At 69.2% G+C, this 13,430-nt stretch carries 9 protein-coding genes; 6 read left to right on the top strand and 3 right to left on the bottom strand.

The window, feature by feature from the left end; genetic code table 11:
- Positions 1–31: 31 nt before the first annotated feature.
- Positions 32–1,219 (bottom strand): efflux RND transporter periplasmic adaptor subunit, encoded by a 1,188-nt coding sequence (locus ICN82_RS12525; protein ID WP_193183271.1) that lies wholly within the window; start codon positions 1,217–1,219, stop codon positions 32–34.
- Positions 1,220–1,502: 283 nt separating this feature from the next.
- Between ICN82_RS12525 and ICN82_RS12520 the strand changes: the two genes are divergently transcribed.
- Positions 1,503–2,105: a TetR/AcrR family transcriptional regulator gene (locus tag ICN82_RS12520; RefSeq protein WP_193183269.1), complete on the top strand. Its 603-nt coding sequence runs from the start codon at positions 1,503–1,505 to the stop codon at positions 2,103–2,105.
- 24 nt (positions 2,106–2,129) lie between these two features.
- Here ICN82_RS12520 and ICN82_RS21525 read toward each other — a convergent pair whose 3' ends face one another.
- A complete protein-coding gene (locus tag ICN82_RS21525) occupies positions 2,130–6,620 on the bottom strand; it encodes a M10 family metallopeptidase C-terminal domain-containing protein (protein ID WP_193183267.1) in 4,491 nt (1,496 codons plus the stop codon).
- Positions 6,621–6,984: 364 nt separating this feature from the next.
- Here ICN82_RS21525 and ICN82_RS12510 point away from each other — a divergent pair, with 364 nt between their 5' ends.
- The 4 genes from ICN82_RS12510 (at position 6,985) to ugpC (ending at position 11,260) form a co-directional block, all read left to right on the top strand.
- Entirely contained in the window at positions 6,985–8,280 is a 1,296-nt protein-coding gene (locus ICN82_RS12510) for an extracellular solute-binding protein (RefSeq protein ID WP_193183265.1), read from the top strand.
- An 88-nt stretch (positions 8,281–8,368) separates the two neighbouring features.
- Positions 8,369–9,337, top strand: coding sequence for an ABC transporter permease subunit (locus ICN82_RS12505; protein WP_407943761.1), 969 nt, complete (start codon positions 8,369–8,371; stop codon positions 9,335–9,337).
- A 4-nt stretch (positions 9,338–9,341) separates the two neighbouring features.
- Positions 9,342–10,184, top strand: coding sequence for a sn-glycerol-3-phosphate ABC transporter permease UgpE (ugpE, locus tag ICN82_RS12500; protein ID WP_193183263.1), 843 nt, complete (start codon positions 9,342–9,344; stop codon positions 10,182–10,184).
- Complete coding sequence (gene ugpC / locus ICN82_RS12495) at positions 10,184–11,260, top strand: sn-glycerol-3-phosphate ABC transporter ATP-binding protein UgpC (RefSeq protein ID WP_193183261.1); 1,077 nt, start codon at positions 10,184–10,186, stop codon at positions 11,258–11,260. Before ugpE ends, ugpC begins: the two co-directional genes overlap by 1 nt.
- Here the strand turns inward: ugpC and ICN82_RS12490 are convergent.
- Positions 11,229–12,062, bottom strand: a complete 834-nt coding sequence (locus tag ICN82_RS12490) for an AraC family transcriptional regulator (protein ID WP_193183259.1) — start codon at positions 12,060–12,062, stop codon at positions 11,229–11,231. The genes ugpC and ICN82_RS12490 overlap by 32 nt on opposite strands.
- Before the next feature lie 91 nt (positions 12,063–12,153).
- Between ICN82_RS12490 and ICN82_RS12485 the strand changes: the two genes are divergently transcribed.
- On the top strand, positions 12,154–13,353 hold the full coding sequence (locus ICN82_RS12485; RefSeq protein WP_193183257.1) for an MFS transporter: 1,200 nt from the start codon (positions 12,154–12,156) through the stop codon (positions 13,351–13,353).
- Positions 13,354–13,430 lie beyond the last annotated feature (77 nt).

The raw sequence follows: 13,430 nt of genomic DNA, 5'->3' as shown, positions 1-13,430 counted from the left end.
ACTGGGGATCAGGACGGGCGGATCGCCCGGCTCACTCGGCGGCCGCCCCTGCGGGGGCCCCTGCCTCTGCATCGGTTTCTGCCCCGGCCTCTGCCTCTGCCTCGCGTTCCTGCGGGGCGACGGTGGCGCCGGGGGTGGCTTTCTGCAGCCCGGCGACGATCACCCGGTCCCCGGCTTCCAGCCCGGTCTCGACGATCCAGCTGTTGCCGCGATCCTGCAGGATCTCCAGTTCGCGCGTTTCCACGACATTCTCGGCCGTCACGACCATGGCCATGGGGCGGCCGCGGCGGTCGCGCGACACGCCTTCCTGCGGCACCAGGAACACGTCGGGCACGGTCGCGGTCGGCATTTCCACCTGCACGTACATCCCCGGCAGCAGCAGCATGTCGGGGTTGTCGAATGTCAGGCGCAGCACGACGACGCCGGTCTGTTCGTCGACATGGGGCTCCGCCGCGGTCAGCGTGCCGGTCTGTTCGTAGACCGTGCCGTCGGCGAGGCGCAGCTGGACGGTCTGGTCGGCGACGCCGGGCAGGGTGGCATCGCCGCGACGGCGCCAGCGCAGGACATCCGCGGCCGACTGGGTCACGTCGACATAAACCGTGTCGATCTGGCGGATCACGGCCAGCGCGGTGGTCTGCCCGGTCGTCACCAGCGCGCCGGAAGAGACCTCGGACCGGCCGATCTCGCCCGAGAGCCTTGCATGGATGGAGGTGCGGTCAAGTTCGATCTGGGCCGAGGCCAGCTGTGCCTGCGCCACGAGAAGCTGCGCCTCCGCCTGTTCGCGGGCGGTGCGCGCGTCATCCACCGATTGCTGCGTGCCGACGCGGCGGTCGAGAAGCTCGCTGACCCGCGCCTCGTCGCGCTTGGTGGCGTTCAGCGAGGCCTCCGCCGCCGCGACCGAGGCCCGCGCCTGCTTGACCGCCGCCTCGTAAGTCGCCGGGTCGATGCTGTAGAGCAGGTCGCCCTGCTCGACATGGCTGCCTTCGGCGAAATGCCGTTCGGTGATGATCCCGGCGACCTGCGGGCGCACCTCGGCGATGGCCGAGGCCACCACGCGCCCGGGCAGGGTGGAGGTCAGCGTGACGGTCTGCGGCTCCAGCGTGACCACGGTCACGGGACTCGGCGGCTGCTCGCCCTGCTGCGCCGCGACCGGCTGGGCCAGCGCGCCCAGGGCAAGCGCAAGGGCAGACAGCCCGCGGAAAATTCGGGTGGAACACATTGACGTCACTCCGCGTGGGGAACCTTGCGCGGCTCCGGGACTTGAATTACGAAACTACGGGGTTTCATAAATGTGAAGATTGCCGCTTGGCAAGCCCGGCACGGGCCCGGAAACGGTCCGGGGGCGTGTCACGTTGTCGTGAGGGCGATGAAACGGGCAGGGTGAAGCAACGCGGAGGCGCATGTGATTGCGTGACGGAGGGGATCGGATGCCGGTGGGAGAGGCGAAATGCGGGATGAGGCGGCGGGGTCGGCCTGCGGCGCTGGACCATGAGGCGCGGCGCATGCTTGTCCTGGAGGCGCTCGACCTGGCCTATCGGGAGGGCGGCGCCGCCAGCCTGACCATGGCGGCGGTGGCGCGCCGGGCGGGCATGTCCAAGCGCACCCTCTACGAGATTTTCGCCGATCGCGGCGCCCTGTTCGCCGCCTATTTCGACAAGGTCGGGTGCCAGTTCATCCGCGACCTTCCGCCCGAGGCCGTCCGGCTGCCCTTCGCCGAGCGCATGACGCTGATCCTGGAGCCGCGGGAGGAATGCCCGACCGCGCTGCCGCTCGAGATTTTCCGCTGCATCATCGCCGAGGCGCCGGCCCGGCCGGAAATGGCCCGCGAGTTCATGCAGAAACTGCGCCAGCGCGCGATGGGGATCGTCCAGACGGAGATGGACCGCGCCATCCGCGACGGCGAGATCCGGCAGGTGGATACCGGGCTGGCGGCGGCGATCCTGCTGGACATGATTCACCAGAACCTCGTGGTGCAGCTCATGGAGCCCGGGGCGGAGCAGTCGCTGGAGGATCGTCGCCGCCGGTTCCATGCCGCGCTGGATATCGCGCTCGGAGGGCTCGGCCGCACCGGCGCCCGGCGCAGGCAGGCCGACGCGGTCTCCTGACCGGCCGCGGCCCCGCGGGTCCGGTCAGATCACCACGCCCAGCCCCTCCTCGCCCCAGCTCAGCTGGTCCTCCCGCAGCTCCGTGCGCCACAGCACCAGTTCCGATTTCCACGCGCCCGTTTCCTCGGCGAAGCGCAGGACGGAGTTGCCCCCGGACAGGCGCAGGCCCAGGAACTCGGTTTCCTCCGCGGCCACGGTGATGATGTCGCCCTGCGCCAGGTGGGACAGGTGCTGGCGCCCGAAGCCGGTGCTGCCGGTTGCGAAGTCGAAGACATCCGCCGCGGCGCCCTCGGGGGCAGCCGGTGCAGCGGCGATGATGCAGGTCGTGCCGTCCCAGGAAATCTCCGAGGGGTCCAGCGCATAGCCCTTCAGGGTGATCTCGCTGTTGCGCGCGAGGCCGAATTTCAGGATCGTGTCCCGCTCCGAATGGACGATCTCCAGCGGGGTGGCCTCGCCGTCGGAGGTCGTCACCTCGATGCGGTCCCCGGCGCCGAAATCGCGGATCTGGTCGCGGCCGAAACCGGGTTGCAGCCCGTCCACGTCATGGCCGGTGACCGGATCCAGCAGCCGCGCGGGGTCGGGCAGGGCGCCCGTGCCGTCCTGCAGCCCGGGGGTGACGCCCAGCACGGCCTCCGGCGTGCATTCCGCCGAGGCCACGAAATCCAGCGCCGCCGCCCCCAGCCCGCCGGTCAGCTTCAGCAGGTCGGTCGCCCGGGTGCCGTCGATCATCAGCCACAGGGTGCCGGGCTCGTCCTCGGGGACCTGCAGGCGCAGCCCGTAATCCGCGTCGCCGCCCCTGTCGCCCCCGGCCTTCGCGATCGCCAAGAGCGCCTTCAACTCGATGGACAGAGCACCGCTGTCGTCGCGTATGGCGATTTCGTTGAGTTCGCTGGCCCGCCGCACCGGGTCCAGCAGCCGCGCGACCGCGTGCAGCCCCCAGCCATCCTCGATATTCGCCGCCAGGTCCTGCCCGGCGAAACCCCCGGCGGAGGTGTCGCGCAGATCGGTCAGCTGGCCGCGCAGCACGATCTTCTGGACGCTGTCGCCGAAGATGTAGGTCCGCGCCGCGTCCGCGAGCGACACAGAGACGGTTTCGCGGGTGATCTCCTGGCGCTGGCGGAACGGATCGGTCAGCCCGCCGGGGGCAAAGTCGCGGAAAACTGCCGCCAGCGCGTCGTGTTCCGCCTGCAGCTCCTCCAGGATTGCGGCGGTATCCCCCGACAGGACCTCCGCCGCCTGCCGTGCGAGCGCGCCTTCCAGGCGCAGCACATCCGTCTGCCGCGTGCCGTCGACCAGGATCTCCAGCCATCCGGTCCCCGACAGGTCCGAGGCACCCAGCCGCAGGCCGGTATCGGTGACGCTGCCGATCTCGCCGCCGTCTCGGGCGATGGCCAGAAGCGCCTTCATCTCGGTCGTCAGGCTGCCATCGGCCTCGGTCACCCGCAGGGCGCGGGCCTTGTCGCGCGCGCCGCTGGTCATGTCCGCCATCGCGGCGACATGGATGCCGAAGCCTTCGGCGATGTTCTCCGCCAGGCTGCGCCCGGCAAATCCCTCCGGATCGGCGGTATCGGTCAGCCGCCCCGCGAGACGCAGCTTGGTCACCTCCTCGCCCAGCACCACCGTCGTCGCCTGAGCCGCAAGGTTCAGGCTCTGCTGCGGGCGGCCGGAGTCCACAACGCGCAGGGTCGGGTCATAGCCGCGGCCGAGATCGTAATTCTTGTAGAGCGCCGCCTCGGGCGAGGCCGGGGCGCCGGGGGCCGCGTCCGGATCCGGAAACAGGGCCTCCAGGTCATTGGCGGCCGAGCCCAGATAGGCCAGCGCCTCGGCGGCCAGCCCGCCGGTCAGCGTCACGATGTCGGTGGTCGTCCTGCCATCGACATAGACCGACAGGCGGCTGTCGCCGGGCTGCCAGGCGCCCAGCCGGAGATTGAGATCGGCCGCGCCGTTCACGGCCCCTCCGGCATCGGCGATGGACAGCACGGCGCGGAACTCCTCGGACAGGCTGCCATCCGCCGCGCGGATCTCCAGGATCTGCCCCCCGCGCGGCCCGTCCCGATCGGAAAGGCCGGCGGCCAGCTGCAGGCCCAGCCCCGCCTCGATCATCGCGCCCGGTGCCGCCTCGGACGCCCCGGGCGCGAGGTCGCGCAGGCTTCCGGTCAGGCGCAGGCTGGTGACCGTTTCGTCGATCTCCATCGAACGCGCGGCGTCGTTCAGCCCCAGCACCGCATAGTCGCGCGTCACCGACAGGGCGTTGCGGAACGGGTCCGACTGCGTGGCGGGGGCGAAATTCTGCACCAGCCTGGCGATGCGGTCGATCTGGTCCTGATAGGTGGCGAAGGTCGTGTCGGCCCCGGTATTGGCGATCCGGACATGGTCGAAGGCCAGCCGCGCGATATTGCCCTCGAAGCGCAGGATGTCGGTCTGGTTGCGGCCGTCGACCAGCACCTCCAGCAGCCCCGCGCCGGTCATGTCGAAGCTGCCCAGCCGCAGCCCGTAATCCGTCGCGCTGCCCACCGCGCCGCCGCCCGCGGCGATCGACAGCAGCACCTTCATCCCCTCGGAAAGCGCGCCGCTGCCGTCCAGGAGCGCGATGGCGCTGCCCTTGTCGCGCGCGCCCGAGTCGCGATCGGCGAAGGCCGCCAGGTGAAGGCCAAGCCCGTCGAGGATGTTCTGGCCCGGGGACGCGGCGTGAAACCCGGTCTCCGACAGGTCGCGCAGGTCGGTCAGCCTGCCGGCAATGCGCAGGCTGTCGATGCTGTCATCGACCACCACGGTGGAGGCGGTGGAGCCGATATTGAGCACCTGCTGGCTGCGGCCCGCGCGCGGTTCGTAGACGCGGTCCACCGGATCATAGCCGCGGCCGCGCTCGAAATTCAGATAGGCCTGCGCCGGGTCGGCAAAGAAGGTTCCCGCCTGGGGCAGGGCGGTGGAACCGCCGCCGCCCAGCGGGGCGGGCAGGTCGAACAGGAACAGGTCATTGCCGCCCGCCCCGCTGAGGATGTCGTCGCCCGCCCCGCCGGTGATGGTGTCGTCTCCGGCCGTCCCGGTCAGCGTATCGCCTTGCGCCGTTCCGGTCAGGGTGATCCCCGCCACCGGCGCGGGCCCGGGATCGGGTTCGGGGTCGGGGGCCGGATCGGGGTCGGGGGCCGGATCAGGGTCGGGATCGGGGGCCTGCGCGCCGTAGAGGATGCGGTCCCCCGCGAGGCTCAGCGCCGCCGCGTCCCACTGGATGCCGGTCAGGCAGACCGACGCCGCCGCGCCGCCCGGCGACAGGAAATCGAGATACAGGTCGGCCCCGACCTGGCGATGCCCGGCAAAGCAGTCCGCCGCGCCGGCGCCGCCGGTCAGCACCTCGATCAGGTCGCCTTCGGAGAAATCGATGACCGTGTCGGTGCCCGCGCTGCCCGAGGACAGCGCGATGCGGATCACGTCCTGCCCGGCGCCGCCTTCTAGCGTGTCGTCGCCCGCCCCGCCGATCAGCGTGTCCGCCCCGTCCCCGGCCCGGATCAGGTCATGGCCCGCGCCGCTGCGGATCAGGTTGTCCAGCGCGTTGCCGGTGACGGTGTCGTCGCCCGCGCCCAGGGTCACGTTCTCGATATCGGAGAAGGTGTCGATCACCAGGTTGCCCCTGCGCCCGCCGATATCGGAAATGCCGCCGCGCATCAGGTTGATCCGGGCCGCCGCGGAAAGGTCGGAGAAGTCCAGCGTGTCGGTCCCGGCCGTGTCGTAGATCGTCGCCATCCAGCCCGAAGCCAGCCGCGCCGAGAGCTGCGCCAGCGTTCCGGTCACGTTGGTGCCCGCGCCATAGACGGAATCGCCCTCGTTCACCCCGACATTGCCGCCATAGATGTTGCGGATCGCGATGATGTCGGCGGCATTCAGCGTCCAGGCATAGGCGCGGTCGGCATCCACCGCCGGGTTCTGCGCCTGGTCGAAATAGGACATGACCGACATCTGCCAGCTGTCATTGGCGAAGACCCGGTCGCTCAGCTGGGCGGACCCGTTGTAGCGCCCGGCATGGCCCAGCCCCAGCGCATGGCCGATCTCGTGCAGGAAGGTCTGATAGGTGTATTCGTCGCCGCACAGGTCGTCCCAGTCGGCGCCGATATTGATGCTCATCTGCGTGATGATGCCCTGGCCGCTCCAGCTGCCCGAGGCATAGGCGCTTCCGGCGACGGCGTCGTCCATGACGATGCTGGCGGAGGCCGAGCTGGTTTCCAGGAAGGTGATGCCGGACACCTCGCTCCAGGCCTCCAGCGCGTCGCGGGCGAAGGCCTTGTACTTGGCGCTGAGCCCTGTGAGCTTGACCGTCAGGCTGCCCCCCGCCGCGACGTCGAAGCGATGCGCGATATGGCCGTTATCCTGCCAATAGCCGTCTTGCAGATAGTCGGCCACCTGCGCGGGGGCATAGACGGACAGGCCCGCCGAGACCGACCCGCCGCCGCCGCTTCCCGCGGAGGCCCCGAGGCTGCACTCGCCGGTGAAGACGCGCACGGAACTGCAGATATCGCACATGGCGGGGGCCTCCTTCTTCCGGGCCGAGGGCCGGTCCGGTTCGCGATGCAGGCTAGGAAAGCGGCGCCGCTTAACCAACGCGATGCTGTCTAGGATTGCGAAGGCTCCGCCCGGTCACGGTTTTCCCGACCCTGCCGGAGCGCCGCCGCAGGCCCGGATTCATCCTGCCGCGAAACCGCCGCATTCCCGCCGCGGCATTCGATTCTGCCGCCATGTTTTCGCCATGCGGGCGCCTTTCCTTGCGGACCCGCCGCCATGGCGCGCGCGGGCAAAGAGTTACCAAAGCGTCAAGAGCGGGACATGAAACTGTCACGCTCCAGGCGTAGCGGAGCCTGCAAAGCTAGTTCCTGAAAGGACGTGGGACATGATGAAGACCGCAACCGCGACGCTCGCCTTCGCGCTGACCGCCTCCACCGCGCTTGCCGCGACCGACATCACCTGGTGGCACGGGATGGGCGGCCGCAACGGCGAGGTGATCAACGAGATCTCCCAGCAGTTCAACGACGCGCAGGCCGAGTGCAAGCTGACCCCGATCTCCAAGGGCACCTACGAGGAAGCCCTGTCCTCGGGCATCGCCGCCTTCCGCGCGGGCGAGCAGCCCAACATCCTGCAGGTCTTCGATGCCGGCGCCGCCACGATCATCGCCGCCAAGGGCGCGACCGTCGCCGCGGAGGATCTGATCCTGGGCGCGGGCGAGGCCTTCGACCGCGATGCCTTCATCCCGGGCGTGCGCAACTTCTACGCCGATTCCGAGGGCAAGTTCATCGGCATGCCGTTCAATTCCTCGGCGCCGATCATGTATTACAACACCGCCGCGCTGGAAGAGGCCGGGGTCGAGCCGCCCGAGACCTGGGAAGAGTTCGAGGCGATCGCGCCCAAGCTGAAGGAAGCGGGCTACATCCCGATGACCGCCAGCCAGCTGACCTGGATGATGGTCGAGAACTTCAAGTCGCGCAACAACCAGCAATTCGCCACCAACAACAACGGCTATGACGGCGTCGACGGCACCGAGCTGATCGTCAATGACGACAACACCGTCATGATGTTCGACAAGCTGAAAGCCTGGGCCGATGACGGCTATTACGGTTTCTACGGCGCGGGCTGGGCCGACAACCTCAAGCCCTTCGAGGAAGGCCAGGCGGCGTTCTGGATCGGCTCCTCGGGCAGCTTCGGCGGCCTGCAGAAATCGGCCGATTTCGATTTCGGCGCGGTCTACATGCCCTATTGGGACGCGATCGAGGGCGCGGGCACGCAAAGCTTCATCGGCGGCGCGGCGCTGTTCGCGCTGGCGGGCAAGCCCGAGGCGGAGAATGCCTGCACGGCAAAGTTCTTCACCTTCCTGACCTCGCCGGAAACCCAGGTCTACTATCACCAGAATACCGGCTACGTGCCGATCACCACGGCCGCCTATGACCTGGCCAAGTCGCAGGGCTATTACGACGAGCAGCCGGTGGCCGAGGTCGGCATCCAGCAGCTGATGCTGCCGGGCGGCGACTGGTCCAAGGGCTACCGCCTGGGCTTCTACCCGCAGATCCGCTCGGTGATGGAGCGCGAGTTCAACCGCATCTTCTCCGACGAGGTGACGGTGAAGGACGCGTTCGACACGATCCAGGACGAGGGCAACGCGCTGCTGGCGCGCTTTGCCAAGACCGCCAACTGAGGCGATCCGTTCTGACCATCGGGGGTCCGGGCCGCGGCCCGGACCCCTTGCCTTGCGCCCCCGCGCGCTGCCCCGCAGGACATGACCCGTGACCGACATTCCCCTCGCCGCCACCAGGGACCGCCGCCTGGCCGGACGCCTCGCCGCCTGGTGGCGCGCCGAGCCCGCCAGCCCCGCCAAGCGCGTGCAGTTCGACCGGCCGCTGACGCCGTGGCTCTTCGTGCTGCCGCAGATCGCGGTCGTGGTGATCTTCTTCTACTGGCCGTCCGTGCAGGCGGTGACCTCGTCCTTCTATATCGAGGACCCGTTCGGTTTCGGGTCGACCTTCGTGGGGACGGAGAATTACCGCGACGCGCTGGCCAGCACCGAGTACCGCAACACCGCCCTCTTCACCGCCTTCTTCTGCGCGGTGGTCACGGCGCTGTCGCTGGGGCTGGGGCTGCTGCTGGCGGTGAAGGCCGACAAGGTGATCCGCGGCGCGGAAAGCTACCGGACCCTGCTGATTTCCGTCTATGCGATCGCGCCGCCGGTGGCAGGGCTGATCGGCATGATGATCTTCGACATGCACATGGGGCCGCTGACGCAGGTCGCGGCCTGGTTCGGCTATGACCTGAAGGTGGGGATCGACTACTGGGACACGGCGGTGGCGCTGATCACCATCTCGGTGTGGAAACAGATCCCATACAATTTCATCTTCTTCCTGTCGGGGCTGCAATCGGTCCCCGCCTCTGTGCGCGAGGCGGCGCTGATCGACGCGAAATCGGAATGGCGCCGGTTCCGCGACATCATCCTGCCGCTCCTGGCGCCGACGGCCTTCTTCCTGCTGGTCATCAACATCACCTACACGATGTTCGACACCTTCCCGATCATCGACGTGATCGTGAAGGACAAGCCCGCCAACAACCCGATGACGCTGGTCTACAAGGTCTATCTCGACGGGTTCAAAGGCAATGACATCGGCGGATCCTCGGCGCAGTCGGTGATCCTGATGGTGGTGGTCGCGGCGCTGACGATCGTGCAGTTCCGCTTCCTCGAACGCCGCGTGCATTACGGATAGTCCCATGCAGAAGATCAAGCCGTTCGACCACCTGGTCCTGATCCTGGGATCGCTGTTCCTGTGCCTGCCGGTGGTGCTGGCGCTGATGTCCTCGACCCATGGCGCCGTCGACATCCATTCCAACGGGCTCTACCTGACCCCCGGCACCGAAGGCTGGGAGACCTACAAGAAGGTGCTGACCCATCGCGGCGGCTTCACCGGCGATGTCACCGGGTTGCTGATGCTGGGCAATTCGCTGGTCATGGGGCTGGGATTCGCCGTGGGCAAGATCGTCCTGTCGATGATGGCCGCCTATGCGCTGGTCTATTTCCGCTTCCGCTTCGCCACGATCCTGTTCTGGATGATCTTCTTCACGCTGCTCTTGCCGCTGGAAGTGCGGATCATGCCCTCCTACCAGGTGATGGCGGACCTGCACCTGCTGAACACCTATACCGGGCTGATCCTGCCGCTCCTGGCCTCGGCCACCGGCACGTTCTTCTTCCGCCAGTTCTTCCGCTCGGTGCCCGACGAATTGCTGGAGGCGGCGCGGATCGACGGGGCGGGACCGGTGAAGTTCTTCCTCGACGTGCTGGTGCCGCTGTCGCGGACGATGATGGCGGCGATCTTCATCATCATGTTCATCTATGGCTGGAACCAGTATCTGTGGCCGCTGCTGATGACCACGGATGAAAGTTTCTACACGCTCATGCGGGGGATCAAGTCGATCCTGCAGGTCTGGGTCGGCAGCCAGATCCCCGATTACAACGAAGCCTTCGCCCTTGCGGTGCTGGCCATGATCCCCCCCGTCGCGGTGGTGGTGATCTTCCAGCGCATGTTCATCAAGGGCCTGACCGAAAGCGACAAGTGATGGCAAACCTTTCCCTCAAGGGCGTCGGCAAGACCTATGGCGGCGCCCAGCAGGCGGCCGTGACCGGCATCGACCTGGACATCGCCGATGGCGAATTCATCGTGCTGGTGGGCCCCTCGGGCTGCGGCAAGTCCTCGCTGCTGCGGATGATCGCGGGGCTGGAGACGATCAGCACGGGCGAGGTGGCGATCGGCGGGCGGGTGGTCAACCGGCTGGACCCGGCCGAGCGCGACATCGCCATGGTGTTCCAGAACTACGCGCTCTACCCGCATATGAGCGTGCGCGACAACATGGCCTACGGGCTGAAGAACCGCCGGACGCCGAAGGCCGAGATCGCCCAGCGGGTGGAGGAGGCCGCCCGGATGCTGGAACTGGGCCCCTATCTCGACCGCAAGCCGCGCGCCCTGTCGGGCGGCCAGCGCCAGCGCGTCGCCATGGGCCGCGCCATCGTCCGCCAGCCCGCCGCCTTCCTCTTCGACGAACCGCTGTCCAATCTCGACGCGCGGCTGCGCGTGACCATGCGCATGGAGATCCGCAGGCTGCAGAAACGCCTGGGCACGACCTCGGTCTATGTCACCCATGACCAGCTGGAGGCCATGACCCTGGCCGACCGGCTGGTGGTGCTGAACGGCGGGCGGATCGAACAGATCGGCGCGCCGCTGGAGGTCTATCGCCGCCCCGCCTCCACCTTCGTCGCCTCCTTCATCGGCGCCCCGGCCATGAGCCTGGTGGATGCCCAGATCGAGAACGGGCAGCTGTTGCTGGAGCGCTACCTGCTGGCCCATGTCGGCAATGCCCCCGGGCCGGTCACGCTGGGGCTGCGCGCCGAGGAGCTGCGCATCGGCCCGGCGGGCATCCCGATGAGGGTCGAGCATGTCGAGGAGCTGGGCGCGCAGCGCATCGTCCATGGCATGATCGGCGCGCAGCGGCTCTCGGTCGCCGATGGCAGCGGGGCGCCCCTGTCGGAGACGGTTCTGGTCTCGGTCGACCCCGCGCGGCTGAATCTTTTCGATACGGCGACGGGGCGGCGCAGCGAGTTGCGGCTCACCGCGGCGCAGGCGCCGCTTCCGGTCTGAGAGGATCCCGGCCCGCGCGCCAGTCGCGCGGACTGATCCCCAGGAGGCGGCGGAACATCGTGGCGAAGGCGGCCGGGCTGTCATAGCCCAGCTCCAGCGCGATGGCGGTCACGCCCCGCCCCGCCAGCAGCCGCGGCAGCGCCCAGAGCACGCAGGCCTGCTGGCGCCAGCGCTCGGGCGAGAGCCCGGTCTCGGCGCGGAAATGCCGGGTCAGGCTGCGGCGGCTCATCGCCGCGCGATCCGCCCAGTCCTGCAGGGAAATGCGTGCCGAGGGCGTCTCCAGGAAGGCGCGGCAGAGCCGCAGCAGCCGCGGATCGGCGGGCAGGGGCAGCGCCAGCGGCTGTTCCGGCAGGCGCGGGATCTCGGCGATCAGCAGCTCCATCACCAGGCTTTCGCGGCGGTCGGGGCGGTCGATATCGGCGACATGCCCGGCCTCGACGGTCAGCGCGCGGGCCAGCGCGCTCATCGCCAGGACCCGCGGCCGGTCGGCGGCCAGCCCGGTGGCGCCCGGGCGCAGATAGCTCGAGCGCATGCTGACCGGCCCGGCCATCTCCACCGCATGCACGCAGCCCGCCGGGATCCACAGCGCGCAATCGGGCGGCACCACCCAGCTGCCCTGCGCCGTGCGCACATGCAGCACGCCCGAGACGGCATGCATCAGCTGGTCGCGCGGATGGCTGTGCGGCGCCACGCTGGACCCGGCCGCGTAGTCCGAGGCCAGCGCCACCAGCGGCGCGGCGGCCTGTTCGACCAGCGCGATGCGGTCGTTCAGCAGGGATTGGGCGGGGATCTGTCTGCGCATTCTGGCCCGGTCGCGAAACTCTTTGACCGAACCACGAAGGACGGCAGGTGGCAAGCGCAATAGTCAGGGGGCCGACGGAAGGATGACCCAGATGACCGATGCCACGCTCGATGCCCGCGCCGCCGATCCGGCGCGCACCACCTATGCGATCCTCGCCGCGATCGCGGCGAGCCACCTGCTCAATGACATGATGCAGTCGCTGCTGGCGGCGCTCTACCCGATGCTGAAGGCCGAATTCGCGCTGGATTTCTGGCAGATCGGGCTTCTGACCTTCGTCTTCCAGGTGACCGCCTCGCTGTTGCAGCCGGTGGTGGGCGCGGTCACGGATCGCAGGCCGTTCCCGCGCGCCCTGCCGCTGGCGATGGCTGCCACCATGGCGGGGCTTCTGGTGCTGGCCTTCGCGCCGCGCTACGGGCTTCTGGTCATGGGGGCGGGGATGATCGGCATCGGGTCCTCGGTCTTCCATCCCGAGGCCTCGCGCGTCGCGCGCGCCGCAGCCGGGCGCCGCTTCGGCCTGGCGCAGTCGGTCTTCCAGGTGGGCGGAAATTTCGGCACGGCGCTGGGGCCGCTGCTGGCGGCGGCGGTGGTGCTGCCCCTGGGGCGGTCCTCCGTCGCCTGGTTCGCGCTGGCGGCGCTGGCGGCGATGGCGGTGCTGGGCCGGGTCAGCGCCTGGCATGCGCGCGAGCGTCTGGCGGCGCGGGGGCGGCCCGCGGCACGGGGGTCGGCCCTGCCGCGCGGACGGCTGCGCCTGGCGCTGGGGGTGCTCTTGGTGCTGCTGTTCTCCAAGCAGGTCTACATGGCCTCCATGTCGAGCTATTACACCTTCTTCCTGATCGACCGCTTCGGGCTGGAGACCGGCGCGGCGCAGCGGATGCTGTTCCTGTTCCTGGCTGCCGTGGCCTTCGGCACGGTGATCGGCGGGCCGGTGGGCGACCGGATCGGGCGGCGCACGGTGATCTGGATCTCGATCCTGGGCGTGCTGCCGGTCACGCTGGTCCTGCCCTGGCTGCCGCTTTTCTGGACGGGGGTTGCCTCGGTGGTGATCGGCGTGGTTCTGGCCTCGGCCCTGCCCGCGATCATCGTCTTCGCGCAGGAGCTTCTGCCCCACCGGGTGGGGCTGGCGGCGGGGCTGTTCTATGGCGCGGCTTTCGGCGTGGCCGGGATCGCGGCGGCCGCGCTGGGGCTGATGGCGGATGCGCGGGGGATCGGCTTCGTGTTCCATCTCTGCGCGGCGCTGCCCTTTCTGGGCGTGCTGACCGTGCTGCTGCCGGGACGGGCGGAGATGGGCTGAGGCGGGGCGGGCCCGACCCGGCCGCGGCCGCGCCCGGAGGCCCAGGCCGCGCGGCGTCGGGCCATCCTGCCTGCCCG

Origin of the sequence: Mangrovicoccus algicola (assembly GCF_014903745.1) — a bacterium.
Taxonomy (GTDB): Bacteria; Pseudomonadota; Alphaproteobacteria; order Rhodobacterales; family Rhodobacteraceae; genus Mangrovicoccus; species Mangrovicoccus algicola.
The sequence above is the reverse complement of the archived record's forward strand: the minus strand, read 5'-3'. Positions and strand labels throughout refer to the sequence as shown.

Coding starts and splice junctions, on each gene's coding strand:
- ICN82_RS12525 (WP_193183271.1), bottom strand. CDS start 1,219: ATGTGTTCCACCCGAATTTTCCGCGGGCTGTCTGCCCTTGCGCTTGCC.
- ICN82_RS12520 (WP_193183269.1), top strand. CDS start 1,503: ATGCTTGTCCTGGAGGCGCTCGACCTGGCCTATCGGGAGGGCGGCGCC.
- ICN82_RS21525 (WP_193183267.1), bottom strand. CDS start 6,620: ATGTGCGATATCTGCAGTTCCGTGCGCGTCTTCACCGGCGAGTGCAGC.
- ICN82_RS12510 (WP_193183265.1), top strand. CDS start 6,985: ATGATGAAGACCGCAACCGCGACGCTCGCCTTCGCGCTGACCGCCTCC.
- ugpE (WP_193183263.1), top strand. CDS start 9,342: ATGCAGAAGATCAAGCCGTTCGACCACCTGGTCCTGATCCTGGGATCG.
- ugpC (WP_193183261.1), top strand. CDS start 10,184: ATGGCAAACCTTTCCCTCAAGGGCGTCGGCAAGACCTATGGCGGCGCC.
- ICN82_RS12490 (WP_193183259.1), bottom strand. CDS start 12,062: ATGCGCAGACAGATCCCCGCCCAATCCCTGCTGAACGACCGCATCGCG.
- ICN82_RS12485 (WP_193183257.1), top strand. CDS start 12,154: ATGACCGATGCCACGCTCGATGCCCGCGCCGCCGATCCGGCGCGCACC.